22 protein-coding genes and 1 pseudogene are annotated in these 25,705 nt (G+C 73.1%); 8 read left to right on the top strand and 15 right to left on the bottom strand.

The window, feature by feature from the left end; translation table 11 throughout:
* From F8271_RS08625 to F8271_RS08595, 7 genes are all read right to left on the bottom strand, one after another.
* The coding region (locus F8271_RS08625) for a class I SAM-dependent methyltransferase (RefSeq protein WP_151489164.1) at positions 1-804 on the bottom strand (804 nt) is incomplete at its 3' end.
* Positions 805-866: 62 nt separating this feature from the next.
* On the bottom strand, positions 867-1,358 hold the full coding sequence (locus tag F8271_RS08620) for a DUF2231 domain-containing protein (protein ID WP_151489163.1): 492 nt from the start codon (positions 1,356-1,358) through the stop codon (positions 867-869).
* A gap of 116 nt (positions 1,359-1,474) precedes the next feature.
* Entirely contained in the window at positions 1,475-2,215 is a 741-nt protein-coding gene (locus F8271_RS08615) for a GAF and ANTAR domain-containing protein (RefSeq protein WP_151489162.1), read from the bottom strand.
* A 177-nt stretch (positions 2,216-2,392) separates the two neighbouring features.
* Positions 2,393-4,684 carry an accessory Sec system translocase SecA2 gene (gene secA2 / locus F8271_RS08610; protein ID WP_151489161.1) on the bottom strand — a complete coding sequence of 764 codons (2,292 nt, stop codon included), beginning with the start codon at positions 4,682-4,684 and terminating at the stop codon, positions 2,393-2,395.
* A gap of 73 nt (positions 4,685-4,757) precedes the next feature.
* On the bottom strand, positions 4,758-6,506 hold the full coding sequence (locus F8271_RS08605; protein ID WP_151489160.1) for an ABC transporter ATP-binding protein: 1,749 nt from the start codon (positions 6,504-6,506) through the stop codon (positions 4,758-4,760).
* A gap of 41 nt (positions 6,507-6,547) precedes the next feature.
* Positions 6,548-7,636 (bottom strand): zinc-binding dehydrogenase, encoded by a 1,089-nt coding sequence (locus F8271_RS08600; RefSeq protein ID WP_151489159.1) that lies wholly within the window; start codon positions 7,634-7,636, stop codon positions 6,548-6,550.
* Positions 7,629-8,639, bottom strand: a complete 1,011-nt coding sequence (locus F8271_RS08595; protein WP_151489158.1) for a Gfo/Idh/MocA family protein — start codon at positions 8,637-8,639, stop codon at positions 7,629-7,631. The genes F8271_RS08600 and F8271_RS08595 overlap by 8 nt, the downstream gene beginning before the upstream one ends.
* Positions 8,640-8,869: 230 nt before the next feature.
* Between F8271_RS08595 and F8271_RS08590 the strand changes: the two genes are divergently transcribed.
* The 5 genes from F8271_RS08590 (at position 8,870) to ctaD (ending at position 14,516) form a co-directional block, all read left to right on the top strand.
* Positions 8,870-9,853 (top strand): glucosyl-3-phosphoglycerate synthase, encoded by a 984-nt coding sequence (locus tag F8271_RS08590; RefSeq protein ID WP_225854282.1) that lies wholly within the window; start codon positions 8,870-8,872, stop codon positions 9,851-9,853.
* 22 nt (positions 9,854-9,875) lie between these two features.
* The gene (locus F8271_RS08585; protein ID WP_151489156.1) at positions 9,876-11,033 is read left to right on the top strand and encodes a glycosyltransferase; all 1,158 of its coding nucleotides are present in this window, start codon (positions 9,876-9,878) and stop codon (positions 11,031-11,033) included.
* A 98-nt stretch (positions 11,034-11,131) separates the two neighbouring features.
* Positions 11,132-11,578: a DUF4383 domain-containing protein gene (locus tag F8271_RS08580; RefSeq protein WP_225854280.1), complete on the top strand. Its 447-nt coding sequence runs from the start codon at positions 11,132-11,134 to the stop codon at positions 11,576-11,578.
* Positions 11,579-11,671: 93 nt separating this feature from the next.
* Positions 11,672-12,400 carry an STAS domain-containing protein gene (locus F8271_RS08575; protein ID WP_151489154.1) on the top strand — a complete coding sequence of 243 codons (729 nt, stop codon included), beginning with the start codon at positions 11,672-11,674 and terminating at the stop codon, positions 12,398-12,400.
* 124 nt (positions 12,401-12,524) lie between these two features.
* Complete coding sequence (gene ctaD, locus F8271_RS08570; protein ID WP_151489153.1) at positions 12,525-14,516, top strand: cytochrome c oxidase subunit I; 1,992 nt, start codon at positions 12,525-12,527, stop codon at positions 14,514-14,516.
* 66 nt (positions 14,517-14,582) lie between these two features.
* On the opposite strand, the gene F8271_RS08565 is transcribed toward ctaD, so the two are convergent.
* Both F8271_RS08565 and F8271_RS08560 read right to left on the bottom strand, forming a co-directional pair.
* Positions 14,583-15,719, bottom strand: coding sequence for a SigB/SigF/SigG family RNA polymerase sigma factor (locus F8271_RS08565; protein WP_151489152.1), 1,137 nt, complete (start codon positions 15,717-15,719; stop codon positions 14,583-14,585).
* A 223-nt stretch (positions 15,720-15,942) separates the two neighbouring features.
* The gene (locus F8271_RS08560; protein ID WP_151489167.1) at positions 15,943-17,331 is read right to left on the bottom strand and encodes a hypothetical protein; all 1,389 of its coding nucleotides are present in this window, start codon (positions 17,329-17,331) and stop codon (positions 15,943-15,945) included.
* Positions 17,332-17,512: 181 nt separating this feature from the next.
* On the opposite strand from F8271_RS08560, the gene F8271_RS08555 reads away from it, so the two are divergent.
* Complete coding sequence (locus F8271_RS08555; RefSeq protein WP_370461886.1) at positions 17,513-17,761, top strand: CDGSH iron-sulfur domain-containing protein; 249 nt, start codon at positions 17,513-17,515, stop codon at positions 17,759-17,761.
* 52 nt (positions 17,762-17,813) lie between these two features.
* On the opposite strand, the gene F8271_RS08550 is transcribed toward F8271_RS08555, so the two are convergent.
* The 3 genes from F8271_RS08550 to F8271_RS08540 are packed head-to-tail and all read right to left on the bottom strand — an operon-like array spanning position 17,814 to position 21,858.
* Positions 17,814-18,938 (bottom strand): iron-containing redox enzyme family protein, encoded by a 1,125-nt coding sequence (locus F8271_RS08550; protein WP_151489151.1) that lies wholly within the window; start codon positions 18,936-18,938, stop codon positions 17,814-17,816.
* 48 nt (positions 18,939-18,986) lie between these two features.
* Positions 18,987-20,741: a thiamine pyrophosphate-binding protein gene (locus F8271_RS08545; protein WP_151489150.1), complete on the bottom strand. Its 1,755-nt coding sequence runs from the start codon at positions 20,739-20,741 to the stop codon at positions 18,987-18,989.
* A complete protein-coding gene (locus tag F8271_RS08540; protein WP_151489149.1) occupies positions 20,734-21,858 on the bottom strand; it encodes a Vms1/Ankzf1 family peptidyl-tRNA hydrolase in 1,125 nt (374 codons plus the stop codon). The genes F8271_RS08545 and F8271_RS08540 overlap by 8 nt, the downstream gene beginning before the upstream one ends.
* Before the next feature lie 142 nt (positions 21,859-22,000).
* On the opposite strand from F8271_RS08540, the gene F8271_RS08535 reads away from it, so the two are divergent.
* Positions 22,001-22,549 carry a hypothetical protein gene (locus tag F8271_RS08535; protein WP_370461885.1) on the top strand — a complete coding sequence of 183 codons (549 nt, stop codon included), beginning with the start codon at positions 22,001-22,003 and terminating at the stop codon, positions 22,547-22,549.
* Between the two features lie 38 nt (positions 22,550-22,587).
* On the opposite strand, the gene F8271_RS08530 is transcribed toward F8271_RS08535, so the two are convergent.
* Positions 22,588-22,926 carry a DUF3817 domain-containing protein gene (locus tag F8271_RS08530; protein WP_151489165.1) on the bottom strand — a complete coding sequence of 113 codons (339 nt, stop codon included), beginning with the start codon at positions 22,924-22,926 and terminating at the stop codon, positions 22,588-22,590.
* 131 nt (positions 22,927-23,057) lie between these two features.
* Between F8271_RS08530 and F8271_RS08525 the strand changes: the two are divergent.
* Positions 23,058-24,537, top strand: a pseudogene (locus tag F8271_RS08525) (glutamate--cysteine ligase).
* Between the two features lie 7 nt (positions 24,538-24,544).
* Here F8271_RS08525 and F8271_RS08520 read toward each other — a convergent pair.
* On the bottom strand, positions 24,545-25,114 hold the full coding sequence (locus F8271_RS08520) for a GNAT family N-acetyltransferase (RefSeq protein WP_151489147.1): 570 nt from the start codon (positions 25,112-25,114) through the stop codon (positions 24,545-24,547).
* Between the two features lie 117 nt (positions 25,115-25,231).
* Positions 25,232-25,618, bottom strand: coding sequence for a DUF2267 domain-containing protein (locus F8271_RS08515; protein ID WP_151489146.1), 387 nt, complete (start codon positions 25,616-25,618; stop codon positions 25,232-25,234).
* Positions 25,619-25,705: the final 87 nt, after the last annotated feature.

Below are 25,705 nucleotides of genomic sequence, written 5' to 3'. Positions count from 1 at the left end.
CGGGTGGTCCGGCCCGGTCATGGCGTGACCGGGCCGGGTGGTCGCGGGATGGCCGTGGCGGTCGGGGGCGGATGACCGATGGTCATGGTGATGACCGCAGCCTCGGTCACTGGTGACCGGGTGGGCGTGCAGTTGGGAGCGGTAGCGGTCCACGGTGAAGTCGGGCACCGTCCAGATCACCTTGCGCAGAAACCAGACCACGGCGCCGACGTCGGAGAAGACCGCCCGCAGCGTGGCGCGGCGTAGATCGACCACCCGCAGCCCGGCGGTCTCGGCGGCGGCCACCGCGTCCCCGGGATGCCGCTGCGTCGGCGGCGGCAGCGGGCCGAGGATGGCCTCGCTCAACTCCCGCATCGTGCCCGGCCCGATCTGCTGGGACAGGAACCGGCCGCCCGGGCGCAGCACCCGTGCGGTCTCGGCCCAGTCGGTGCGCACCGGATGCCGGCTGACGACCAGGTCGAAGGACGCGTCGCGGAACGGCAGGGGCGCGTCGGGCGCGACCGCCACCACGGTGGCGCCGACCCGCCGCAGGGTACGGCGCGCAACCTCCACGTTGGGCGGCCAGCCCTCGGTGGCCGTCAACAGTTTCGGCGGCCGGGGGACCTCGGCGAGCACCTCGCCACCGCCGGTGTCGACGTCCAGTGCCGTGTCGGCCAGCGCCATCCGGTCGGCGACCAGCCGGGCGTACCCCCAGGGTGGACGGTCCTCGGTGGCCCGGCCGGCCAGCCAGTCGAAGCCCCAGCCGTCGACCGGCGCGGCGGCCGCCTCCGCGATCAACTCGTCCGCGTCCCGCTCGGTGTTCATGGCGGTCAGCGTCACCGGTCGGCGGGGCTGCCGGCAAGCCATTTGCCGGCGTGCGCGCCCGGTCAGGGGCGGGGGCGGGCGACCTCGACGGTGGCGCCGGCCAGCGCGTCCAGGCTGCCGGCGTCGGTGCGGCCGTTGTCGAACTGGCGCATGAGCCGGGCGCCCAGGTGGACACCGACGCCGCCGGCGGCCAGCGCGACGATCTCGGTGAGCAGGATCGCGACGGTCGCGCCGCGCTGCGGTGAGTGGGCGCGCACCAGACAGGTGACCAGGAACAGACCGGCCATGGCCGCGTTCACCAGGTTGAAGGCGATGGCGGTGCGGCGGGTGCGGTCCACCGGCACGTCCCACAGGTCGACCATGCCGGCGACCGCGGTCATCGCGGCGGCGAACAGGGCGGCGACGCCGGTCCAGTAGCCGACCTCGCCGAGGAACGTCGGCCCGCCGATGACGTCGGTGAGGTCGAAGACGGTGGCGCTGACGAAGAGCCCGAGCGGGAACGTCACCAACATCGGTTGGATGGGGTGCCCCTGCACCCGCAGCCGGCTCTGCATCGTTCCTCCCCAGGGTCGGCGCAGCTCACCAATGCCAGAGTGCTACCCGAGCCCGGCTCCGGCGAAACGATGCCGCCCGACTCGCCGCCGAGTGGGAGAACGGGCACCCGGGCGGGTCAGCTCTCGCGTTGGCGGGAGACCGTCCGAACCAGACGCTCAGCCACTTCGCGCAGCGGGATGTCCAGCGAGGACGCGGCGGTGCGCAGCACGTCGAGGGCCTCGGCGGGTGGGCAGCCCCGCTGCGTCATGATCACGCCGACGGCCTGGCCGATCACACCGTCGATCAGTAGTTCGGCGTCCCGCTCGCCGGCCATGTCGGCCTGCCGGCCCCGGTCCCGGACGGCGGCCAGCAGCAGGCCGGCGTGTTCGGCGAGCAGCATCGCGGTGAGCTGGTGCTGTGGGGTGAGCAGGTTCGGTGCGGAGGCGTACAGGTTGATGGCCCCGATCACCTGGTCGTCGATGTCCACCGGCGCGGAGATCACCCCGCGGACGCCGAGGTCGCGGGCGCGCGCCGTCCAGGCCGGCCAGCGTGGCTCACCGGCCAGGTCCACGGCGAGGATCATCTCGCGGCGCCGGATCGCGCTCATCGCCGGCGAGTCCGGCCCGTGCCGCAGGTCGTCCAGGCCGGCCAGGCGCTCGTCGGAGGCGGCCACGCCGGCCGGCTCGCCGGCGCGCAGCGCCGTGAACCCGCACCAGCGCACGCCGGCCACCGCGTCCCGGGTGATCCGGACCAGCGCCAGCAGCGCCTCATCGAAATCGGTCAGCGTGATCAGCCCGGCGGTCAACTCCCGCAACAGGGCCGCGGTCTCCAGGACGCCGAGGTTGTGCACCACGGGTTCCCGCGTGTCCAGATTCACTGGTCCGCAGCTCCCGTACGCCCCCGTGCCTGCCCAGCCGGCATCGTCACCTGTGTCATCGTCTGCTCTCTCCCGACTTGACCGACCCGCCCTACTACCCTGCGAAACCCAGGTCGAAACGGCGTAAATCGGGGCTCCTGCCGCACCGAGGGCGCGATCAGGAGCCCCGCGGGAGCGTCAGCGCGGCGCGCCGCTGAGCCGCCGGCCGATCGAGGCGATCAGGCGGTCGAGCTCGGAGCCGAACGGGTTGTCGTGCACCAGGTAGGTCCAGGTGGCGGTCGGCCGTACCAGGGTGCCGTCCTCGGGCTCCCAGGTCTCGTCGAATTCGGTCTCGGTGAACGTGGCGATCGTGCGGGCCTCGATCTCCGGGACCAGGTTGTTGAACGCCGGCACGGCAGCCCGGTGGAACTCGTCGAGCGGGTCGAGGCGGCCCAACGCGCGCAGGTGCACGCCCTCGCGGACCTCGGACAGCTCGGACAGGTGCTCGGCCCAGAGCCGGTCCAGGTGGTAGAGGGCGATCGACCGGGCCACCCGGGCGAGCAGGTCCTCGTCCATCTCGCCGGCCTTGTCGGGCTCCTTGTCCAGCAGCATCAGCGCGGCCACGTCGCTGGTCAGCAGCCGCTCCCGGCGCTGGGCGAGGGCCTTGCGCTGCTGCTCGATCACCACGCTGTAGCGCCAGGTGTTGCGGTGGATCTCGTGGTTGACGCCCTCGGCGACCCGCTGGGCGTGCTCCACCGCGTAGTCGACCTGCTCGTCGGTGACCAGGCCGTCGGCGTTCATCCGCGGCGACGCGGGCACCGAGTCGGCGGCGTGCCGGACGACCAGGTCGTCCTCCAGACTGACGAAGAAGACCGACCCACCCGGGTCACCCTGCCGGCCGGCGCGGCCGCGCAGCTGGTCGTCGACGCGACGGCTGTCGTGCCGACCGCTGCCGATCACGTAGAGCCCGCCCAGCTCACTCACCCGGGCCTGGTCGGACTGGTCGCTGCCACCGAGGCGGATGTCCACACCGCGGCCGGCCATCTGGGTGGAGACGGTCACCGCGCCGTACGCGCCCGCCTCGGCGATGATCGCCGCTTCCTCGTCGTCGTTCTTGGCGTTGAGGACCACGCAGGGCACCCCGGCCGCGTTCAGCCCGGCGGCCAGCCCCTCGGACTCCTTGACGTCGAGCGTGCCGACCAGCACCGGCCGCCCCTTGGCGTGCCACCGCTGGATCTCCTCGATCAGCGCCTCGTCCTTCTCCGCCCGGGTGGCGTAGATCCGGTCCGGTTCGTCCTCCCGGACGCACGGCGTGTTCGGCGGGATGACCGCCACCTCGAGGCCGAAGAACTCCCGCAGCTGGTCGCCGACCAGCACCGCGGTGGCGGTCATCCCGCACACCTTCGGGTAGAGGGCGATGAACGCCTGCACGGCGATGGTGCCCAGCACCTCGCCCTCGGCGGTGGCGTCCAGGCCCTCCTTGGCCTCGACCGCCGCCTGGAGGCCGTCGGGCCAGCGGCGGCGCTGGGCCACCCGGCCGCGCATCTCGTCGATCAGCTCGACCGAGCCGTCCCGGACGATGTAGTCCACGTCACGGTGCAGCAGGGCCTGCGCGTGCAGCGCCACGTTGACGGCGGAGAGCTGCTCGACGTGCTCCTCGTCGTACAGGTCGATGCCCAGCTTGGCCTCGACGGCGGCCAGGCCGGCGGAGGTGAACGCCACGCTACGGCCGTCCTCGGCGACGGTGAAGTGCCGGTCCTTGCGCAGGCCGCGCACCAGCGCGGCGGCGGCGTGCACCGGGTCCTGCTCGCCCGGCACCGCGCCGGCGAGGACCATCGGCACCCGCGCCTCGTCGATCATGATCGAGTCGGCCTCGTCGACGATCGCGGTGGTCAACGGCGGCTGCACCCGGTCGGCCACGTCGGTGACCAGCTGGTCGCGCAGGTAGTCGAAGCCCGCCTCGCTGACCGAGACGTAGGTGACGTCGCAGGCGTACGCGTCGCGCCGCTCCTGCGGGCTGGACGCCTCGTTGACCCAGCCGACGGTCAGGCCGAGCAGGGTGTAGACCGGCTCCATCCACTGGGCGTCGCGGCGGGCCAGGTAGTCGTTGACGGTGAGCACGTGCACCGGCCCGTTTCCGAGCCGGACGTGCCCGTACGCGGCGATCGCGGCGGTCAGGGTCTTGCCCTCACCGGTGGCCATCTCGGCGACCTTGCCGGAGAGCAGGGCCATCGCGCCGAGCAGCTGCACGTCGTACGGCCGCTGGTCGAGGCCGCGGCGGGCGGCCTCGCGGCCGATCGCGCAGATCTCCTCGTAGCCGGCGGCGGCACCGGCGGCCTCGGTCAGCTCGGCGTCGTCGAGCGCGGCGAGGTCGTCCTCGCGCGCCGCGATCGCCGGCAGCAGCTTCTCCAGCGGAGCAAGATCCACGGTCGAGCCCGGACGCTGGAGGAACCGCCGGAACTTGCTCTTGAACCGTTGCGACACACCCATGAGCGGCAACGGTACGCGATCCGGGCCGGCCCGCGGGGCCCGGCCGCCGGCATGTCGGCCCCGGGCGAGGGGGTCAGGCGACCAGGAGCTGGTGGGCGGCCAGCTCACGGTACAGCGGGTCGGTGGCGCTCAGCTCGGCGTGCGTGCCCACGGCCACCACCCGGCCGCCGTCGAGGACGACGATCTGGTCGGCGTCGACCACGGTGGCGAGCCGGTGCGCCACGATCAACAACGTCCGGCGGACGGCCACCGCGTCGATGGCGCGGCGCAGCGCGGCCTCGTTGCGCGAGTCGAGGTTGCTGGTCGGTTCGTCGAGCAGCAGCACCGGCGGGCCGGCCAGCAACGCGCGGGCGATTGCCAGGCGCTGCCGTTCACCCCCGGAGAGCAGCACGCCGCCCTCCCCCACCTGGACGTCCAGGCCCTGCGGGGTGCGCTGCGCCAGGTGGCCGAGGTTGACCTCGTCGAGGACCTCGTGCAGCCGGTCGTCGGTGGCGCCCGGCGTGGTGATCAGCAGGTTCTCGCGCAGCGTGCCGGCGAGCACGGGCGCCTCCTGCTCGACGTAGCCGAGCCGGGCCCGCAGCACGTCGCGGGGCAGGTCCCGCACGTCGGTGCCGTCGAGGCGGACCGCGCCGTCGCTCACCTCGTAGAAGCGTTCGACCAGCGCGAGCAGTGTCGACTTGCCGGCGCCGGAGGGGCCGACCAGGGCGGTACGCGTGCCCGCCGGCACCGCGAAACTGACCTCGCGCAGCACCGGCTCACCACCGGGGTAGCCGAACCCCACCCCGTCGAACTCGATCATCGGCGCGGGTCGGTGCGGGGTCACCGCGGAGGCGGGGGCCGGTCGGTCCGTCGCGCCCTCCGCCGGCACGGTCAGGATCTCCTCGATGCGGTGCAGCGCGCCCAGGCCGGACTGCAACTGGGTGTACGCGTTCAGCACCTGGGCCAGCGGCAGGGCCAGGAAGAACAGGTACATGACGAAGGCGACCAGGTCGCCGACGCTGATCGCACCGGCGGCCACCCGGGCGCCGCCGATGCCGAGCACCAGCAGGAACGCGCCCTGCACGGTGACCGAGCCGACGGGTCCGACCACCGCCTGCACGCGGGCGACCCGCAGCCCCGCGTCGTACGCGTCGCGGGCGCTGCCGGTGACGGTCTCGGTCTCCCGGGCCTCGGCGCGGCTGGCCCGGATGGTCCGGGCGGCGGAGATGGCCCGCTCCACCGCCGAGGTCATCTCGCCGATGCGTTCCTGGGCGACACGGGACAGCGCCCGGACCCGCCGGGCGAACGTGAGGGCGAAGCCCAGGCCCAGGCCCACCCCGAGCAGGGTGACGCCGAACAGCAGCGGGTCGAGCAGCACCATGGCGGTGCCGGCGCCGAGCACCATGACCGCACCGGTGACCGTCTCGAACAGCCCGGAGGTGACCACCGCACGCAACAGGGTGGTGTCCGAGCCCACCCGGGAGAGCAGGTCACCGGTGCGCCAGCGGTCGTACTCGGCGATCGGCAGCCGCAGCAGGTGCCCGGCCAGCCGCCGCCGGGTGCCGAGCACCAACCCTTCGGCGGTGCGTTGCAGCAGATAGGTGCGCAACCCGCCGATCGCCGCGCCGAGCACCACGAGGGCCACCAGCGCCGTCACGAGGTCGGACACCCCGACACCGCTGCCGACCCGGTCGAGCACCGACCGGGTCAGCAGCGGTTGGGCCAGTGACGCCGCCGCGCCGGCCAGCGACAGCGCGCCCACCACGGCCAGGGTGCCGCGGTGCTCACGCAGGTACGGCAGCAGCGCGGCCAGGCCGGGCGGCCGGCTCACCGGAGCGGTCATGCCAGGAACGGTAGTCGGCCCGGTCACGCGCCGACGCCAGGTCAGCCGGCCAGCACCACCTGAAGCTCCTGGCGGCGCCGCTGCGCCAGGTCGGTGAGCAGGGTGGGGGCCTCGTCGAACGGCACCACCGCCGAGACCACATGCTTGCGGATCACGTCCCCGTACGTGCGCAGCAGCTCGACGGTCTCGGCGGAGAGCCGCTCCCGGTCCCAGGTCGGGGCGAGCCCGCGCGGCACCCGGCCGATCTGCGCGCAGCGCAGCGCCAGCCCGTTGTGGTGGAACTCCTCGCCGAGGCGCACCGCATCCGCGCCGCCCTGATAGAAGGCGAGGTCGATGACCGTGCCCTGCGGTCGCAGCAGCCGCAGCGCGAGCTGCAACGCCCACGCCTGCCCCCGGCACTGGAACACCACGTCGGCGCCCCGGTCACCGGCGGTGTGCGCCCACCGGGTCTTCAGCACGGCCGCCGGGTCGTCCCCCTCGGGGTCGAGGGTCTCCAGGCCGAGCGCATCGGCGACCTGGCGGCGCTGCCCGGTGGGGTCGAGCACCACCACCGAGGCGGCACCGTGCCGCCGGGCGAACAGGGCGGTCAGCAGCGCCACCACGCCGGCGCCGACCACGGCGACCCGCCGGCCGCGTACGCCGTCGCCGAGCGAGCGGACGTCGGTGCCGTGCAGGTCGGCGGCGGCGTGCAGCAGACCGTTGGCGCAGATCGGGCCCATGTGCGCGACGTAGACGCCGAGCAGCGGGTCGAGGTCGTCGGGCAGTGGCACGAACCGCTCGGCGACCGGGTCGGCCAGCCAGCCGGTGCGGTGCCCGTAGGTCATGGCGCCGACCGCGCCCACCGCGACCGCCGGGGTGGCGCTCTCCACCACCCGCCCGACCTGCATGTACCCCAGCCGGGTCACCGGGTACGGGGTGCTCGCCGCGCCCGGCTGGAACAACCCGAGGTCGGCGTTCCAGGTGACGTTCAGGTAGGGATTCGTGCCCTTGACGTAGCTCAGCTCGGTGCCGGCGGAGACGCCGCTGAACAGCGTCTCCACCCGGAAGGTGCCGGGGCGCAGCGGCGCGGCGTCCTGGTCGACCAGCTCGACGCGGCCCGGCCCGGTGACCACCACCACCTTGTCACGCATCGACGGTCACCCCGGTGCTGAGCAGCGCCGGGTCGGTCGCCGTGGCGAGCCGCACGGTCTCGCCGGTGCGGGCCGAGTCGGCCACCGCGAGGGCCAGCCGGTGGGTACCCAGCGCCTCGGCGTACGGGACACGCACGTCGTCACCGACGCCACGCACCGCGTCGACGAAGGCGCGGTCCACAGCCACCCGGGCGGCCTCCGGGTCGGCCGGGACGTGCCGTTCACCGTCGGCGTCGCGGACGGTCAGGCCCTCCTCGGTGAGCGACAGCGCCAGCCCGTCGGCGAGGATCTCCAGCCCGGCGCGGTGCTTCCAGCCGAGCACACAGGCCGCGCCGAGGGTGCCCACCGCGCCGTCGGCGAAGCGCAGCACGGCGGTGGTCACCGAGTCGATGTCCGCCCCGTCCACCGGGGGCGGCGTGCCGTTGCCGTACGCGGTGACCTCGGTCACCTCCCCGACCAACGCCCGGATCAGGTCCAGCACGTGGGCGGCCTGCTCGACGACCGGGCCACCGGAGCGGTCCCGCCGCGCCCACCACGCCACCGGCGGCACCTTGTCCAGCCAGGCGCCGCTGACCATCCGCACCGGACGGTCGGCCAGCAGCTCGCGGGCCTCGTCGAGCACGCTGAGGTAACGCCAGTGGTGGCCCACGGCGGTCCGCAGCCCACGGCGGGTCACCTCGTCGGCGATCCGTTCGGCGGTGGCCAGGTCGACGGCGACGGGCTTCTCCACGAACATCGGCAGCCCGGCGTCGATCACCGCTTGCTCGGCCGGACCGTGCGCGAACGGCGGCACGCACACGTACACCGCGTCCGGCCCGGCGGCCAGCAGTTCGGCCACGTCGACGTACGCGCGCGCCCCGTGCTGCCCGGCCAGCGCGGCGGCCGCGTCGGGCACCACGTCGGTCACCCCGATCAGTTCGACGTCATCGAACCCGGCCAGCACCCGGGCATGGCGCTGTGCCACTCCCCCGGCACCGACCAGACCCACCCGGCATCTACGCATCCGACAACCCCTTCGAGGACGTTTCATGACCGATGGGAGCAGTCCCCTGAGCTGTGCGCAATCAAACGTTCATCCCCCGGGAACGCAGTGTCGTCACCTCCGTGATCAAGCTGTTGCCCTGGAGGCGGTTAGCGCGCGGTGAAGAGTGGGAACAACAGAACTCGGTTTTCTCCGCCCACGATTCTTAAGGGGTGCCAGTGCGGGATACGACATCGAGCGTGTCACCGGTGGTGGAGGCGTGGGCCACGTACCGGACCACTTCGGCGGCGGACTGGCCGGCACGCCGGCTGCTGCGCGCCAAGGGAGACAGCCGGGTCAGCGTGGTGCTGCCGGCGCGTAACGAGGAGGCCACCGTCGGCGCGATCGTGTCGACCATCCGGGAGCACCTGATGGACCGGATCGCCCTGGTCGATGAGCTGATCGTGGTGGATTCACGGTCGACCGACCGCACCGCGCAGGTGGCCCGGGCGGCCGGCGCGGAGGTGGTCAGCCAGGACGCGATGACCCGGGGCCTGCCCCGGCTCACCGGCAAGGGCGACGCGCTCTGGGCCGGCCTGGCCGCGGCCGAGGGCGACGTGGTGGCGTTCATCGACGCCGACCTGCGGGAGTTTCGGCCGCACTTCGTCAGCGGGCTGCTCGGCCCGCTGCTGACCGACCCGTCGGTCGACTTCGTGAAGGGCTTCTACCATCGGCCGTTGGTGGGTACCGCCAGCGTCGAACAGGACGGTGGCGGGCGGGTGACCGAGCTGATGGCCCGGCCGCTGCTCAACCTGTTCTGGCCGGAGCTGGCCGGCTTCGTGCAGCCGCTCGCCGGTGAGTACGCCGCCCGGCGCGACGTGCTCGCCCAGGTGCCGTTCGTCTCCGGGTACGGGGTCGAGACGGCGATGCTGATCGACCTGCTGGACCTGGTCGGTCTGGATGCCCTGGCGCAGGTCGACCTCGGTGAGCGCAAGCACCGCCACCAGGACACGGCGGCGTTGGGCCGGATGTCCGCGCAGATCATGTTGACCGCGTGGTCCCGGTTGCAGCGGCGTGGCTGGGCGAGCGCGGGGCTGTCGCCGGAGGCGCTGCTGACCCAGTTCCGGCGGGGTGGCTCGGACACGCTGCCGAACCTCGACCGCGAGATCGTGGTCAGCGATGTATCCATCGAGGAGCGTCCGCCGCTGGCTGAGCTGCGCCACCGGGTGCCCCGCCGACGGGTGGCCGCGGCGTGAGTGTCCGGGAGGGTGGCGTCCGATGAGCCTCACCGTGTTGATGAACGCCGGTCCGTGGCTGTCCGTGCCACCGCCCGGCTACGGCGGGATCGAGAACGTGATCGCCACGCTGGTGCCGGAGCTGCGGCGACTCGGCGTACGGGTGGTGCTCGCCTCGGTGGGCAGCAGCACCCTGCCGGTGGACGACCGGATGTCGGTCTTCGCCGACGGGCAGTTCGCCGCGTTGCAGCGTCCGTACAACCAGGTCTGCGGGATCGCCCAGGCGCACCTGGCCGGGGTGGTCCGCGAGCTGCACTCCCGCGACGACATCGACCTGGTGCACGACCACGTGGAGGCGGTCGGGTTGGCCACCCTCGCCGCGATGGGGCCGGCCGGGCCGCCGACCCTGCACACCCTGCACTGGGACCTGGCCAAGCACCCGGCGCTCTACGGCGGCCTGGACGGCGGCGACCGGGTCCGGGTCAACGGCGTCTCCGCGGCGCAGCTGGCCCGGGCGCCGCTGGCGCTGCGGGAGCACTCGGTGGGCCACGTGCACCTGTCCACCCCGCTGGCCGTGGACGCCGATCGTCGGCCTGGGCCGGAGAAGGGCGAGCACCTGCTGATCCTCGGCCGGATCAACCCGGGCAAGGGGCAGGACGTGGGCGCCAGACTCGCGCACCGGGTCGGGATCCCGCTGGTGCTGGCCGGTCCCGTCGGTCCGTACCATTCACCGGCCGCCCTGGCCTCGGCGGGCGACGAGGCCCGGCAGAACCCGGACGTCCGGTTCTTCCTCGACGAGGTGGCCCCGCACGTCGACGGCGACCTGGTCCGCTGGATCGGGACGGTGGCCGGTCAGGAGCGCGACGACCTGCTGGCCAGCGCCCGCGCCTCGCTGTTCCCGCTGCGCTGGGAGGAGCCCGGGGGTACGGCGGTGGTCGAGTCGCTGGCCCTGGGCACGCCGGTGGTGGCCACCGCCCGGGGTTGCCTTCCGGAGCTGATCGAGCACGGCCGCACCGGGCTGCTCACCACCGACGAGGAGGAGCTGGGTGACCTCGTGCTGGCCGCCGAGCTGCTCGACCCCGACGAGTGCCGGCGGGTGGCCGCGCGGCGGTTCACCCCGGCGGTGATGGCGCAGCGCTACGTCGAGCTGTACCAGCGCGTCCGCGAACTGGCCGGCGCACCGCGCCTGCAACCTGTCTGACCTGCCCTGGTGCCGCCGGCGGTTTGCCGTCGGCGGCAACGGGTAGCCGGCAGCGCGCACACCCGCCGCGCAGCGAGGAGCCGGTGATGGTCGGACCGATGGCGCACTCAAGGGCCCGGGCCAACCCGGCCGACGGCAGACCGCCGGTACGGCGCGCGGCCGCGACGGTGGCCGTGCTGTTCCTGCTGATCGGCGCGCTCGGTTTCGTGCCAGGCATCACCAGCGGTACGGGCAACCTGCGGTTCGCCGGCCACGGCTCGGGTGCCTTCCTGTTCGGCACCTTCCAGGTGTCGGTGCTGCACAACCTCGTCCACCTGCTCTTCGGGGTGGCCGGCCTGCTGCTGGCGCGGACGATCAGCGGTGCCCGCACGTTCCTGATCGGCGGCGGCGCCGTCTACCTGGTGCTCTGGCTCTACGGGCTGGCCGTGGACCACGACACCGGCGCGAACGTCCTGCCGGTCAACGACGCCGACGGCTGGCTGCACCTCGGCCTCGGCGTCGGCATGATCGCGCTGGGCCTGCTGACCGGTCGGCCACGGCGGTGACCTGCGTCCCGCCCACCGGTCGGTCCGGTTTGGCGCTGCGAGGCCTCGGGTAGTTGGCAGGTCCCGACCCACCAGCGAATCGAGGGACCTCCGATGCCCAGCCGGATCACCTGCGAGGTGCGCGACACGGCACCGGTGGCGGTCGTCCGGCTCACCGGCGCCCTGGACCTGGCCACCATGCGCTCGGTGCACCAGTCCCTGCAGGGGGCGCTGGCCACCCAGCCGGACGCCCTGGTGGTCGACCTCGCCGACGTCACCGTGCGGGACCGGCTGGCGCTGTCGGTCTTCGCCGCCACGGCCCGGCGGGCCGAGGAGTGGCCGGCCGTGCCGGTGGTGCTGTGCGCTCCCCCGCCCGACGCCGCGCGCTGGCTGGCCGAGTCGACGACATGCCGGGTGGTCCCCGTCTCGCGGGACTGCGCGGAGGCGACCCGGATCGCCGGTGCCTCCAGCGCACCTCGGCTGCGGGCCCGCCTCGATCCGGTCGCCGGAGCCTGCCGGCGGGCCCGGGAGTTGGTCGGTGACGCGTGTGCCCGGTGGAACCTGCCGGACGCCGCCGGCCCGGCCGCGCTGGTGCTCAGCGAACTGGTCGGCAACGTGGTCCGGCACGCGGGGACGCCGATGCAGGTGACGGTGACCCTGCGCCGGCCGTACCTGCACCTGGCCGTGGTGGACGGCAGCCGGGCGGCGGCCGAGCCGGCCGGGATGGACCTGCGTGCCGAGGGTGGGCGCGGGCTGCTGCTGGTCCGCGAGCTGGCCCAGCGGTGGGGCAGCGTGCCGGCCGGTCACGGCAAGGCCGTCTGGGCCATGCTGCCGGCGACCTGAGCGTTCGAGGCGGTTGCGCCGGTACCGGCGATCTGACCGAAATTACCGCTCTGGCCTGGTTACATGGTCAGAGGGCCGGGTAGGCACGCCCGTCCTTTCTGTCGTCACGACGGGGTGAGCAGCCATGCCCAAGCGGGTAACCACGGAACCCAGTCGCGATCGGGGCCCGGCGATCCTGGCACCGGCACGCTTCGGGGGCTTCCCCGGAGCGGTACGGGCGCCGATTCCCGGCAACTCGTTGATCAAGCTCCTCGCCACCACCGACCACAAGCAGATCGGCCTGCTGTACCTGCTGACCTCCTTCGGGTTCTTCCTGCTGGCCGGGCTACAGGCGATGCTCATGCGCGCCGAGCTGGCCCGTCCGGGGATGCAGTTCCTCTCCTCCGAGCAGTACAACCAGCTCTTCACCTCGCACGGCGCGGTGATGCTGCTGCTGTTCGCGACGCCCGCGGCCTTCGGCTTCGGCAACTTCATCGTGCCGATCCAGATCGGCGCGCCGGACGTGTCGTTCCCCCGCCTCAACGCGCTGGCCTACTGGCTGTACCTGTTCGGCGGGCTCATGGTGGTCGGCGGATTCCTCGCACCGGGCGGTTCGGCGGACTTCGGCTGGACGGCGTACACCCCGCTGAGCAGCGTGGAGAACAGCCCCGGCGTGGGCGCGAACATGTGGGTGGTCGGCCTGGTCGTCTCCGGGTTGGGCACGATCCTCGGCGCGGTCAACCTGATCACCACGATCCTGACCCTGCGCGCACCCGGGATGACCATGTTCCGGATGCCGATCTTCACCTGGAACATGCTGTTCACCAGCGTCCTGGTGATCCTGGTGTTCCCGCTGCTGGCCGCCGCGCTGCTGGCGCTGTCGGCCGACCGGCTGCTCAACGCGCACGTGTTCGACGCGGCGACCGGTGGCCCGATGCTCTGGCAGCACCTGTTCTGGTTCTTCGGCCACCCCGAGGTGTACATCATCGCGTTGCCGTTCTTCGGCATCATCACCGAGATCATCCCGGTGTTCTCCCGCAAGCCGCTGTTCGGATACACCGGCATCGTGCTGGCCACCATCGCGATCACCGTGCTGTCCATGACGGTCTGGGCGCACCACATGTTCGCCACCGGTCAGGTGCTGCTGCCGTTCTTCAGCATCCTCAGCTACCTGATCGCGGTGCCCACCGGTGTGAAGTTCTTCAACTGGATCGGCACCATGTGGAAGGGGCAGATCACCTTCGAGACGCCGATGCTGTTCGCCATCGGCTTCCTGGTGACGTTCCTGCTCGGCGGCCTCACCGGGGTGCTGCTGGCCAGCCCGCCGGTCGACTGGCACACCCACGACAGCTACTTCGTGGTGGCGCACTTCCACTACGTGGTGTTCGGCACCGTCGTCTTCGCGCTGTTCGGCGGCTACTACTTCTGGTGGCCGAAGATGACCGGGCGGCTGCTCGACGAACGCCTCGGCAAGGCGCACTTCTGGACCATGTTCATCGGCTTCCACGGGACCTTCCTGGTGCACCACTGGCTGGGCAACGAGGGCATGCCCCGCCGGTACGCCGACTACCTGCCCAGCGACGGTTTCACCACGTTGAACACTGTCTCCAGCGTGTTCGCCTTCATCCTGGGCCTGTCCACCCTGTTCTTCATCTACAACGCCTGGAAGTCCTGGCGGTACGGGGCGATGGTGACGGTCGACGACCCGTGGGGCTTCGGCAACTCCCTCGAGTGGGCCACCAGCTGCCCACCGCCGCTGCGCAACTTCGACCGGATGCCCCGGATCCGCTCGGAACGGCCGGCGTTCGACCTCAAGTACGGCCCGCTCGTCGCCGACCTCGGCCGGGACCTGCCGCAACGCACCACCAAGCCACCACAGCACTTCGCCGAGGAGCTGCGCATGGAGCACCACGCTCCCGAGTCGCCCGCCGCCGAGGGCGCGCACGGCGCCCGCGACGCCGTCGACTACCAGCCGGCGCCGCGCTCCGGCGCCCGGCCGGTGGACGTGCCGGAGCCCGAGGGCGTACGCCGGCCGAGCTTCGAGCAGAGCGACGCGCCCAAGGACAGCGAGGACGCGCCCAAGCCGCACGAGCGGTGGCGGCACCCGCACAGCGACGGCAACCCCGAGGACCGCTGATCGGCGTAGGCCGGAAGAGGGCCGACACCTCGCGGGTGTCGGCCCTCGTCGCGTGCGATGGGCGGGTCAGTCCCGCGCGGGCGCCAGTCCGGCGGCGGTGAGCGAGCGGCGTACCGCGGGCTGCACCCGGGTCAGCCGCAGCGGCACCCCGGTCCGGGCGGCCGCGTCCCGGCCGGCCATCAACGCGGCGATTCCGCCCGCGTCGAAACCGCCCGCGCCGACCAGGTCGACGACGACCTCGCTGGGTTGACCGGTGACCGCCTCCAGCATGGCCCGGCGCAGCTGGTCCGCGCCGTCGCGGTCGACCTCGCCGCCGACCTCCACCACCACCCGGTCGCCGTTCTGCTTCACCGAGATCCGGGTCTTGCCCGGGTCCGGTTCGGCGGCGCCGTTCTGCCAGGGCGGCGGCGCGTCGGCGAGCATCGCCTGACGCAACCAGGTCAACGCCCGCGACAGCAGCCGGGACACGTGCATCTGCGAGATGCCGAACCGGGCGGCGATCTCCGCCTGGGTCTGGTTGCCGTAGAACCGCATGGCCAGGATGCGCCGCTCCCGCCAGGGCAGTCGGTGCAGCAGACCGCTGACCGTGACCCGGTCGTCGACCGATTCCAGCGCGTTGTCCGACTCGCCGACCAGGTCACCGAACTCGGCGGAGCTCTCGCCGCCGACCGGCGCGTTGAGCGAGGCCGGGCTGTAGCCGGCCGCCGACTCCAGCGCGGCGAGGATCTCCTCCTCCGGCGTCTCCAGCCGGGCCGACAGCTCGGCCACCGACGGCGCCCGGGACAGCTCGCTGGTCAGCGCGGCGGTGGCCTGCCCCACCTCGAGGATCAGGTCGCGCAGCCGGCGGGGCACGTGCACGCCCCAGGTGCGGTCTCGGAAGTGCCGTTTGATCTCGCCGACGATGGTGATCGCGGCGTACGCGGTGAAGGAGCCCCGTTCCGGGTCATAGCGGTCGACGGCGTTGACCAGCCCCAGGCGGGCCACCTGCTCAAGATCCTCCAGTGGCTCTCCGCGCCCCCGGTAGCGGCGGGCGAGCCGGCCGGCGAACGGCAGTGCGAAGCGGACCAGGTCGTCGCGTGCCTCTCCACGCCGCTCGGGCGGCAGCCCGGCGATCCGGGCCGCGTACGCCAGCGCCGCCGCGTCGAGGTCCTCCAGACCTCGCTCGGTGGGTGGTGGTGTGGTCGTGCTCGTCTGTCCGAACATCCGCGCCTCCCTCAGGAAGGTCCCCCGCCCGGATCGGGAAACCGGTCGTGCGCGTGGTCGAGCCACGCACCGGGCCGGAAAAGGTGGGTCAGTGACTGGGATGCCAGCGGGTGACAACGCCTGCACGCGACGCGATCAGGGCGTCGCAGCCAGCGATGTTCCCGCTCCGTAGGTACTCAATCACGGGACCCCGGGTTCGCGAGGATGTTTCGGCGTCCTCGCCTCAGGAGACCAACAACCCCTGGTGGCGGCCACTCTCGCCGAGGATGGAGAGGGCCTCTGCGGCCCCCAGGGAGGGCGGTGTGGGCAGGTCGTACGGCTGGGCGCGCAGCACCTCCGTGGCCCGGCGGGTCGGTACCGAGGTCACCGGGTAGCCGCGGGCCGCGGTGCGGTCCAATGCCCGACGACGCCGACCGAACCCGGCGACGGCCAGCCACTGCGGCAGGCCCGCCAGCGCGGGCGAGCGCATCCCGGGCGGTTCGGGCAGCACGTCCACGGAGGTGAACGCCTCGCTGCCGGCCAGCCACCACTCGGCCTCGTCGACGCTGCGCCGGGTGGCGTTCTCACACCAGTACGGCACCAGCCCCGCCCGCACCACCTGCCACGGATCGAGCAGCCGGCCGCACTCCACCACCAACCGGTCACCGGTCTTGCCGGCGGCGCGCAGCCAGCGCCGGTACAGGTCGGCGACCCCCGCGCTGAGCGCCGCCGGGCGAGGCACGAGCACCCGGTGCAGCGGGTGTTCGCGGCGGGCCGCCCAGTCCCGCGCGGACAACTCGAAGCCCGAGTCGACGCCGTGCTCGGCGTAACCGGACGGCGCGGACATCTGCGGTGGTTCCCACCGGGTGGCGTCACCGCCGACGGAACGCAGCACCTGCCGCAGCGCGTGGCTGTCCGGGTGGAAGTCCACCGGGTCCAGCCCGCTGGCCGGGCAGCCGACCTGGAAGCTGTGCCCCGCGCTGTGCTCCAGCACGGGCCAGGTCCGCGCGTCACGGACCAGCACGACGGGGGCGCCCGGGGCCAGCCGGTCGGCCAGGAACTGCCCGTACGCGGCCGGCAGGGCCTGCCAGGCGGCGGCCAGCGACACGGTCACCCCGGTCAGCGGTCCCCGGCTGGCCGGGCAGTGCACCTGGCGCAGGTGCAGGTCGGCGTTGCCGGCGAGCAGCCGGGTGGCCAGTGCCGCGCCGTGTTGCAGCGCGTCCGCCGGGCGGTCCACCGCGCCGTCGGTCCAGTGCACGGTCATCTCGAACCCGGCCGGGAGCCACGGAACGCCGAGGGCCACCGCGAGGTGCGCCGCCGCGCCGTGCGGCGACCCGATCAGCACCCCGGGGTAGCGCTGGCGCGGGTACTGGTCGACGAACCAGCGGGCCACGCGGGCGGCGTCCACCTCGTCGACCTGGGCGGCGGTGAGCGCGACCCGACCGGCGGCCCGGCTGACGGCGGCGCGGCGCACCGGCTCGGGCGCGCCGGGGAACCGGGACATCGGCCCGGCGTGCCCCAGGTCGGCGCAGTCCGTGCCGCGCAGCGCGCGGGCGGTGGCGGCGACCAGCACCCGGGCGGCGCTGCCCACGGCCACGACCCGGTCGCCGGCCAGACCGGCACCGTCGGCCATGAGCCCCTTGCGCACCTTGTGCACCGGCCCCACCTTGCCTCGTTCGCTCACCACGCGGTCCGGCTTCCCGTCCCGATGGGGTTCAAACGGGGCATCACCCTCCCGGCGGCACAATCCGCTGGTCGGCGGGGTGCGCCGGTCATCATCGGCGTTCGGTCGCTCGGGTTTCGGCGGAGCCAGGGTGGGCACTTCCGGGGCCATGCGCACCGACGACGCCAGCGAGCCCGCTGCCGCCACGATCACCCCGTACGAGGACGGACCGCTCCTGGTCCGCGGCGACTTCGCGCTGGTCACCCCCGACGGGGAGCGGATCGACGCCCGCCGGGGCACGGTGGCGTTGTGCCGCTGCGGCAAGTCGGCGCTCAAGCCGTTCTGCGACGGCACCCACAAGCTGGTCAACTTCCGCGCGGGCACGGCCCGCGAGGGCTGAGCCGCCGCTCCCCGCCCGTCGCCGTCCCGCGAACGCGCCGCCGCTGCGCCGGTCAGGCGACGGTGGGCTGCGCCGGCGGCACCATGGCGGTGGACGCCGTCGCGGTGAGCGAGACGGTGGGCGGCAGGGGCGGCGGTGCGACGGGTGAGACGGTGGGGACGGCGGAGCGCAACGAGCTGCGGCCGGCGGCCCAGCTGTCCAGCAGGTGCGCGGCGAACAGCCGGTCCACCGCGAGCCCGGCCGCCGCGCCGAAGAGCACGTCGGGGGCGAGGGCCGGCTCGGCGCGGACCAGGCCACCGCACAGGTCGTGCGCGGCGATCTGCTCGTGCACCGCGTCGGCCTCGACGTGCTCGTCGTAGAAGCGGGTGGCGACCTCGTCGAAGCCGAGCCGGCGCAGCCCGTTGCCGTAGCGGCGGTTGGGCAGCGAGGACGTCATCTCGAACGCGGCCAGGTGCCCGAGCAGCGCTCCCCGCAGGCGTCGGTGCAGCCCGAACAGCGACATCAGGTTGTTGGTCGCCAACGTCACGGCGGGCGCCGCGTCCAGGTGGGCGCCGTAGCCGGTGTCCAGGCCCAGACGGTCGAGGGTGCGCCGGAACAGCTCCGCGTGCATCCGGTCCAGCCGGCCATTGCCGTACTCGTCGGTCTGGATCTCCACGAGGGCGGCCTTGGCCTCCCCGTCGATGCGGGGCAGCGCCCAGCTGTGCGGGTCCGCCTCGCGCAGGTGGTAGACGGAACGGTGCACGACGAACTCGCGGAACTGGGCGAGGTCGGCCCGCCGCTGCAGGGTCGCGGCCAGCGCCGGCCCGTCGTCGGCCGCGACCAGCTCGGCCAGCCCGGCCGCCACCCCGGCGGCGGGCACCCGTGGGGCGCCGACCAGCCGGCGCAGCGCCGCCTCGAAGGGCCGCTCGGCGCGGGCGCGCAGGCCCAACAGCGTCGGCTGCCACTCCCAGTCCTCGTCGACGCCCCGCCAGCCGCGGTAGTGCAGCTCGTAGCAGAGGAACAGGGTCAGTTGCAGGTCCTCGTCGGTGAGCGGGTCCGCCGGGTCGAGGTCGGCGCCGAGGCTCGCCGGCAGGTCGTGCGGAGCACGCCGCAGGGCGTCGGTCACCGCCGCGGACAGCGCACCGCGCGGCTGCGGCAGGGGCGCGGGACCGTAGCGGCGGTCGGTGGGCTCCGGCATGTGTCCTCCAGCGTCGTCGGCCGGTACTGATGCCCCTGAGCAGGACGCCTAAACGAGATCCTGCGCGGCCACCGTACGTTCGGTCTGCTCCCGCACCTTCCGGGCGGCCGCCCCGTCGGCGTACAGGCCGCGCAGGTCGGCGAACGCCGGCTCCGGCGGCGCCAGCGGCACCGCCGGGTCGACGACGGCCTCCAGTACGCAGGGACGGTCCGCGGCGAGGGCCTCGTCCCAGGCCGCGCCGATCAGTTCCGGGCGGTCCACCCGGACGCCGTGCAGCCCGAGCAGCCGGGCCCAGCCGGCGTACGGCACGTCGGGTCGGCGCTGGGTGGGGTCGCCGGACGGCTGCCGCCCGCCGCCCATGCCGTTCTGGTCCCGGTTGTTGAGCACCAGCACCACCAGTCGCGGGTCGCGCCACGACTGCCAGTGGTGCGACACGGTGATCAGCTCGGCGAGTCCGTTGAGCTGCATGGCGCCGTCGCCGACCAGGGCGACCACGGGTTGGTCGGGTACGGCCAGCTTGGCGGCCACCGCGTACGGCAGGGCACAGCCCATCGAGCCGAGGGTGCCGCAGAGCTGCGCGTTCACCCCGGGCGGCAGGGCGAGGTGCCGGGCGTACCAGTAGAGGACCGAGCCGACGTCGACCGCGACCGAGCCGACGCCCGGCAGCCGGCTGGACAGCTCCTGGAGTACGAGCTGCGGGTTGATCGGCTCGGCCGGCGCTGCGGCCCGGTCGGCGGCCTCGGCCCGCCAGCGGTCCACCGAGTTCTCCACGGTGGCCCGCCACTGCGGGTTGGGTCGGTCGGGCACCCGGGCCAGCAGTGCCCGCAGCGTCTCGGCGGCGTCGCCGACCAGCGGCACGTCGGCCGGGTAACGGGTGCCGATGCGCCGGCCGTCGATGTCGATCTGCACCGTGCGGGTCTGCCCCGGCATCGGGAAGTAGTCCGTCCACGGGTCGTTGGTGCCGACCAGCAGCAGCGTGTCGCAGCCGCCCATCAGCTCCGCCGCGGCCGGGGTGCCGACCTCGCCCAGCACCCCGGCGTGGAACGGCAGCCGCTCGTCGAGGACCGGCTTGCCCAGCAGCGAGGTGGCCACCCCGGCACCGAGCCGGTCGGCCAGCTCGACGATCTCCGCGGCGGCGCCCCGCCCGCCCTGGCCCACCAGGATCGCGGTGCGCTGACCGCTGCCGAGCAGCTGCGCCGCGGCTTCCAGGTCCACCTCGTGCGGCAGGACGCGGGCCAGCGGCTCACCGGGCGTCGCCGAGATCACCCCGACCGCGTTGGTCTGCAGGTCGGGCACCAGGGCCTCCTGCAGATGCCGGGGCAGCACCACGCAGGTCGGGCTGCGGGTCGCCGCCGCCGTACGGAACGCCTGGTCCAGCAGCCCCGGTACGTCCTGCGGACTGCGGCCGTAGCGGACGAACTGGTTGCACACGTCGGCGAAGAGCCGGCTCAACCCGATCTCCTGGTGTGCGCCGCCGAGCGGCCCGGAGATGTCCTCGCCGACGATCGCCACGACCGGTTTGCTGTCCAGTTTGGCGTCGTACAGGCCGTTGAGCAGTTGGACCGCGCTGGGTCCCTGGGTGGCCAGGCACACGCCGATGCCGCCGGTGAACTTGGCGTGCCCGGTGGCCATGAACGAGGCCGTCTCCTCGTGTCGGGCCGGGATGAACGCCGGGTCGCCGCCGGTACGCTCCAACGCCTCGATGATCGGCGCGATCGCCTCGCCCGGGTATCCGAACACGCGGGGTACCCGCCAGGCCAGCAGCCGCTGCACGACGAGGTCGGCCACGTACCGCTCAGCCATTGCCGCGCCCCGGAGTGCTGGGGTCGACGTAGCGCAGCACCGCGCCGACGCCGTCGGCGAGTTCGGGTGCCTCGTCCGGGCCCAGCACGGTCAGCGCCGCGTCGGTGCCGACGAGGGCCCGGATCAGCGCCGCGTCGGCGCGGACCCGCTGCGGGTCGGCCACCGACATGGCGGCCAGTTGCCCCGCGTCGACGGCGATCTCGGTGGGTTCCGGGCCGATCCACAGCTCACCGTTGGCCGACGGGTCGTCGACGATGATCATGGTGTCCACCTGGTTGCGTTGCAGCGCGGAGACGACCGCGTCGAGACCGGCGCCGACGTCCTCCTGCACACCGAACTTGTCCAGCGCGGCGGCGATCCGCTGGTCGGCGACCTCCGCGATGGTCTGCACGGTGAGGTCGTCGAGCAGGCTCTGGTCCGCGCCGCCAGCCCGGGAGCCGGCGTCGGTGCGGACCACCAGGTCCTGCCAGCGCTCGGGCATCTGGGCGGCGATCATGCCGGTGGCCCGTACGTCGCCAGCGACCACCACCACGTCCGCGCCGACCTTGTCGGCCAGTTCCACGGTCGCCGCGGTGACGTCGCCGGCGTTCTGGTGCCACGCCTCCATGGCGGCGCGCTGGTACCGCGACTGGGACCAGCCGCCGGGCTGCACGCGACGCAGCGGGAAGCTCGCCCGGCCGGCGACGTGCGCCCGTCGGGGCACCCCGCCGGCGCTGACGGCCATCGCGTCGGCGCCGACGCGGTCGGCCACCACCCGCACCCAGGACACCTGTTCGCCGCGCTGGGCGAGCAGCGGCATCACGTGCGGGAGCGGACCGCACGTGGCCAGGTCGCGCAGTGGCGGCGCGGACAGGTACTCGGAGAGCACCACCCGGCCGTGACTGGCGAAGACCGCGAGGCCGTAGTCCCCGACCATCGGGTCGTGTCCACGGATCACGCGGTCCAGCGCGGCGATGCTCGCCTCGTCCGCCCCCTGCTCACTGAGGCGACTCTGCAGGGCACGCCAGCGCAGGTCCAGCGCGGGATGGGCGTCCTCCGTGTCGGCGGAGGCATCCAGGTACACCGAGCACCACGGCCCGGGATGGTCGTAGAGCGGGCGCAGGAAGGACAGCTGCATGCTCGACCCCTTTCCAGCTCGGCCCCCCGCTTACCCTGCTCGCCCGGGATGTCACCTCACGGCCGTGAGCCCGTGACCAGGTTTCATTCACGTCGTTCAACCGGCGAGATCGATACGATCAGTGAACGGAAGCGGACTCTCGGTGGTGGAAATGGACAGCGGACTCGATACCCGACACATCGTGCACCCGACGGAGCGGATCGTCACCGGACGGTTGATCCGCCTGCTCGACGGCTACACCCGCGAGGTACGCATCGGTCAACCGGTGCTGGTGGCCGTGCTCTCCGCGGCGGCTGTCGCCCGGCTCCCCGCGCTGCTGCTGCGCTCGCTGTTCTCGTTCGGCGGTGGAGGCACCCGGCGGCGCTGGAAGCAGTTGAAGCAGGGTCCGGAATACCTGGTGACGCCGGTCCGGCTGCGCAACACCGCCGGTCAGCTCTGCGAGGTGGAGTTGCACGGCCACCTGCCGCAGAGCGCGCTGCACCCGGCGGACCATCTCCAGCTCACCCTGCGCCCGCAACGTGACCCGGAGCTGCCGCCCCGCATCGAGCGGATCGTCAACCTCACCACCGGGCAGTTGCTCACCCCGCGTACCGCGACGCTCTGGTCGCATCTCGGCCCGCCGCTGCTGTTGCAGGCGATGCTGGGGGCGATGCTGCTCATCGGCGTCGTGGCCTGTTCGGCGCTGACCTGACCGCTGGGGCCGGGAACCCGGCCCGAGTGCGGGAAGGGTCAGCCGACCGGGGCGGGCTCGCGGGCCGGTTCGCGGTCGACGCCGAGCATCCCCCGGCGGCGGGCCCAGCGCTCGTAGGCCAGGGTGGCGAACGGCGGCACCGCGCTGGCCAGCGCCACGACCGTCGCGAGCAGGCTCCACCGGTGCAGCCGGGCGACCGCCAGCACCAGCAGGACGTACGCGACGAACAGGCCGCCGTGGATCGGGCCGAAGATCTTGACGCCCAGCTCGTTGCCGGGCGGACCGTACTTGACGGCCATCCCGATGAGCAGGGCCAGCCAGGAGCACGCCTCGGCGATCGCCGCCGCGACGAACAGTCGGGTCACCTTCTCGCGCATCCCCACGCCACCACCTTCCGGGGCGCAATGCTAGCTGGGCGCCTCAGCTGGGTAGGAAAGAACCATCGGGTCTTCCCCGCCCGCCGATCACGTGCGAGGTTAGGGGGACCAGCGGTGACAGGGTGGTGACCATGGGCGAGGACGTCGGCGTGCGAACCTTCAGTCGGGAGGATCGGGCCCGCTATCGCGAGAAGGTCCGCCGCTGCCTGGATGTCTTCGCCGAGATGTTGCGCGAGTCGCGGTTCGACGTCGACCGGCCGATGACCGGCCTGGAGATCGAGCTGAACCTGGTCGACGAGGCGTCCAATCCGGCGATGCGCAACGCCGACGTGCTGGCGGCCATCTCCGACCCGAGCTTCCAGACGGAGCTGGGCCAGTTCAACGTCGAGATCAACGTGCCTCCGCGTCGACTGACCGGCACCGGCACCGCGGACTTCGAGGAGACCGTGCGGGCCAGCCTCAACGCCGCCGAGGTGAAGGCCCGGACGATCGGCGCGCACATGGTCATGATCGGGATCCTGCCGACGTTGCGCCCCGAGCACCTGACCGCCGAGACGCTCTCGGCCAACCCCCGCTACAAGCTGCTCAACGAGCAGATCTTCGCGGCCCGCGGTGAGGATCTGCCGATCGCCATCAGCGGCGTGGAACGGTTGGCGGTCACCGCCGACACGATCACCCCGGAGGCCGCCTGCACCAGCACGCAGTTCCACCTGCAGGTCAGCCCCGCCCAGGTCGCCGACTACTGGAACGCCGCCCAGGCGGTGGCCGGCATCCAGGTGGCGGTGGGCGCGAACTCACCGCTGTTCTTCGGCCGGGAGTTGTGGCGCGAGACCCGGATCCCGCTGTTCCAGCAGGCCACCGACACCCGGTCGGAAGAGATCAAAGCCCAGGGGGTACGCCCCAGAGTCTGGTTCGGCGAGCGGTGGATCACCAGCGTGTTCGACCTGTTCGAGGAGAACGTGCGCTATTTCCCGGCACTGCTGCCGGTGTGCGACCCGGAGGACCCGACGCAGGCCCTCGCGGCCGGTGAGGTGCCCAATCTCGCCGAGTTGCGCCTGCACAACGGCACCATCTACCGGTGGAACCGCCCGGTGTACGACGTGTCGCGCGGCCGACCGCACCTGCGGGTGGAGAACCGGGTGCTACCGGCCGGCCCCACCGTGCTGGACACCATCGCCAACGGGGCCTTCTACTTCGGACTGGTCCGCGCCCTCGCCGAATCGGACCGGCCACTGTGGTCGCAGATGTCGTTCAGCGCCGCCGAGGAGAACTTCACCAGCTGCGCCCGGCACGGGCATCGACGCGCAGGTGTTCTGGCCCGGTCTCGGCTACCTGCCCGTCACCGAGCTGGTGCTGCGCCGGTTGCTGCCGATGGCGCATCACGGCCTGGACCGGTGGGGGCTCGACCCGGCCGAACGCGACCGACTGCTCGGCATCATCGAGCAGCGCTGCATGACCGGCCGCAACGGGGCGAGCTGGCAGGTGGAGACGCTGCACCGGTTGGAGTCGGCCGACCACCTGGACCGGCCGGCGGCGCTGCGCGAGGTGGTCCGCCACTACGTGGATCTCATGCACAGCAACCGCCCGGTGCACGAGTGGCCGATCCCCTGAGGAGGGCCTACTCCCGCGGGCGGACCCACGGGGACGGGTCGTCGCGCAGCCGGCTGTAGAGGTAGCCGTCCTGCCACCGGCCGGCCCGAAACTCGCAGGCACGCACCACACCGTCGAGCTGGAAGCCGGCCTTCTGCAGTGACCGCTGCTCGGCGACGTTCTCCGGGTGGGTGCCGGCCTGGATGCGGTGCGCCGGGGTGTGCGCGAACAGGTAGTCGCAGAGCAGCGCCTGCGCCCGCCAGCCGACGCCCCTGCCCCGCCACTCGGGAAGCAGCACGATCCCGACCTCCCAGTACGAGGCCCTGCCGCCGTAGCGGCCGGACAGGTAGCTGACGAAACCGGCGGCGTGGCCCTGCTCGACCTCGACGATGAGGCGCCCGTCGTCGACACCCAGCCAGCCGTCAACGGCGAAGCGCCGCACGGGCGCGCCCGGGTCGCGGAAGCCGGCCCAGTCGAGCCCGATCAGGCCGGGCTCGACGCAGAACCGCCGGAACATCGCCAGGTCGGCCTCGCCCACCGGCCGCAGCCGAACGGCGAGCCCGTCCCTCGTGGATGCTGCCGGGTCCGCACTCTCCATTCACGACACGCTAGCCGCCCCGACGCGCGGGCGTGGGCCCCGCAGGGCCATCGATCCGGCCGACCAGGACCCTCGACGCCGGCCCGGTGGTGCTGACCTGCTCCGCGTCGGCTGCGATCAACCGCGCGGCGTGGGCACCCCGAAGAGATCGATGATGCCGCCGGGCAGCTGGGCGAGCAGGTCGTGCCGATCGTCGTCGTCGAGCGCCTCGGCGACGGTGCGCAACACCGCCTGAGCGTGTTGACGCACCTGGTCCGCGTCCGCGACCTGCTCCCGGTCGCCGACGTGCTTGAGGAACTCGCCGATGTCCCACTTCCGGCCCTGCGGATTACGGGTGACGGACGTGTCCAGCCGATCCGGTAGCTGCGCCGCCAGGTTGTCGGCCTCCCGTCCGGCGAGCCGTTCACCGAGCACCGACAAGACGGCCTGCACCGACCGCACGGCCTCGTTCTCCCCGAGGCCCGCGCTCTGCCGTACCGTGGCGATCATCTGCTCGTAGTCCATGACCCGCTCCTTCGGTTTCCCTCGGTGTTGAGGCCTGCCGTTGGACGAACGGGGCGAGTTCCCCGGGTCGCTGACCACAAACGGGTG

Origin of the sequence: Micromonospora sp. ALFpr18c (assembly GCF_008868155.1) — a bacterium.
Classification (GTDB): Bacteria; Actinomycetota; Actinomycetes; order Mycobacteriales; family Micromonosporaceae; genus Micromonospora.
Note: the sequence above shows the minus strand (reverse complement) of the source record. Positions and strands in the feature narration are given on the sequence as shown.

What these genes read in the sequence shown, in the direction of transcription:
- F8271_RS08620 (WP_151489163.1), bottom strand. Translation starts at nt 1,358, where the DNA reads ATGCAGAGCCGGCTGCGGGTGCAGGGGCACCCCATCCAACCGATGTTG.
- secA2 (WP_151489161.1), bottom strand. Translation starts at nt 4,684, where the DNA reads ATGGGTGTGTCGCAACGGTTCAAGAGCAAGTTCCGGCGGTTCCTCCAG.
- F8271_RS08605 (WP_151489160.1), bottom strand. Translation starts at nt 6,506, where the DNA reads ATGACCGCTCCGGTGAGCCGGCCGCCCGGCCTGGCCGCGCTGCTGCCG.
- F8271_RS08600 (WP_151489159.1), bottom strand. Translation starts at nt 7,636, where the DNA reads ATGCGTGACAAGGTGGTGGTGGTCACCGGGCCGGGCCGCGTCGAGCTG.
- F8271_RS08595 (WP_151489158.1), bottom strand. Translation starts at nt 8,639, where the DNA reads ATGCGTAGATGCCGGGTGGGTCTGGTCGGTGCCGGGGGAGTGGCACAG.
- F8271_RS08585 (WP_151489156.1), top strand. Translation starts at nt 9,876, where the DNA reads ATGAGCCTCACCGTGTTGATGAACGCCGGTCCGTGGCTGTCCGTGCCA.
- F8271_RS08580 (WP_225854280.1), top strand. Translation starts at nt 11,132, where the DNA reads ATGGCGCACTCAAGGGCCCGGGCCAACCCGGCCGACGGCAGACCGCCG.
- F8271_RS08575 (WP_151489154.1), top strand. Translation starts at nt 11,672, where the DNA reads ATGCCCAGCCGGATCACCTGCGAGGTGCGCGACACGGCACCGGTGGCG.
- ctaD (WP_151489153.1), top strand. Translation starts at nt 12,525, where the DNA reads ATGCCCAAGCGGGTAACCACGGAACCCAGTCGCGATCGGGGCCCGGCG.
- F8271_RS08565 (WP_151489152.1), bottom strand. Translation starts at nt 15,719, where the DNA reads ATGTTCGGACAGACGAGCACGACCACACCACCACCCACCGAGCGAGGT.
- F8271_RS08560 (WP_151489167.1), bottom strand. Translation starts at nt 17,331, where the DNA reads ATGGCCGACGGTGCCGGTCTGGCCGGCGACCGGGTCGTGGCCGTGGGC.
- F8271_RS08550 (WP_151489151.1), bottom strand. Translation starts at nt 18,938, where the DNA reads ATGCCGGAGCCCACCGACCGCCGCTACGGTCCCGCGCCCCTGCCGCAG.
- F8271_RS08545 (WP_151489150.1), bottom strand. Translation starts at nt 20,741, where the DNA reads ATGGCTGAGCGGTACGTGGCCGACCTCGTCGTGCAGCGGCTGCTGGCC.
- F8271_RS08540 (WP_151489149.1), bottom strand. Translation starts at nt 21,858, where the DNA reads ATGCAGCTGTCCTTCCTGCGCCCGCTCTACGACCATCCCGGGCCGTGG.
- F8271_RS08530 (WP_151489165.1), bottom strand. Translation starts at nt 22,926, where the DNA reads ATGCGCGAGAAGGTGACCCGACTGTTCGTCGCGGCGGCGATCGCCGAG.
- F8271_RS08520 (WP_151489147.1), bottom strand. Translation starts at nt 25,114, where the DNA reads ATGGAGAGTGCGGACCCGGCAGCATCCACGAGGGACGGGCTCGCCGTT.
- F8271_RS08515 (WP_151489146.1), bottom strand. Translation starts at nt 25,618, where the DNA reads ATGGACTACGAGCAGATGATCGCCACGGTACGGCAGAGCGCGGGCCTC.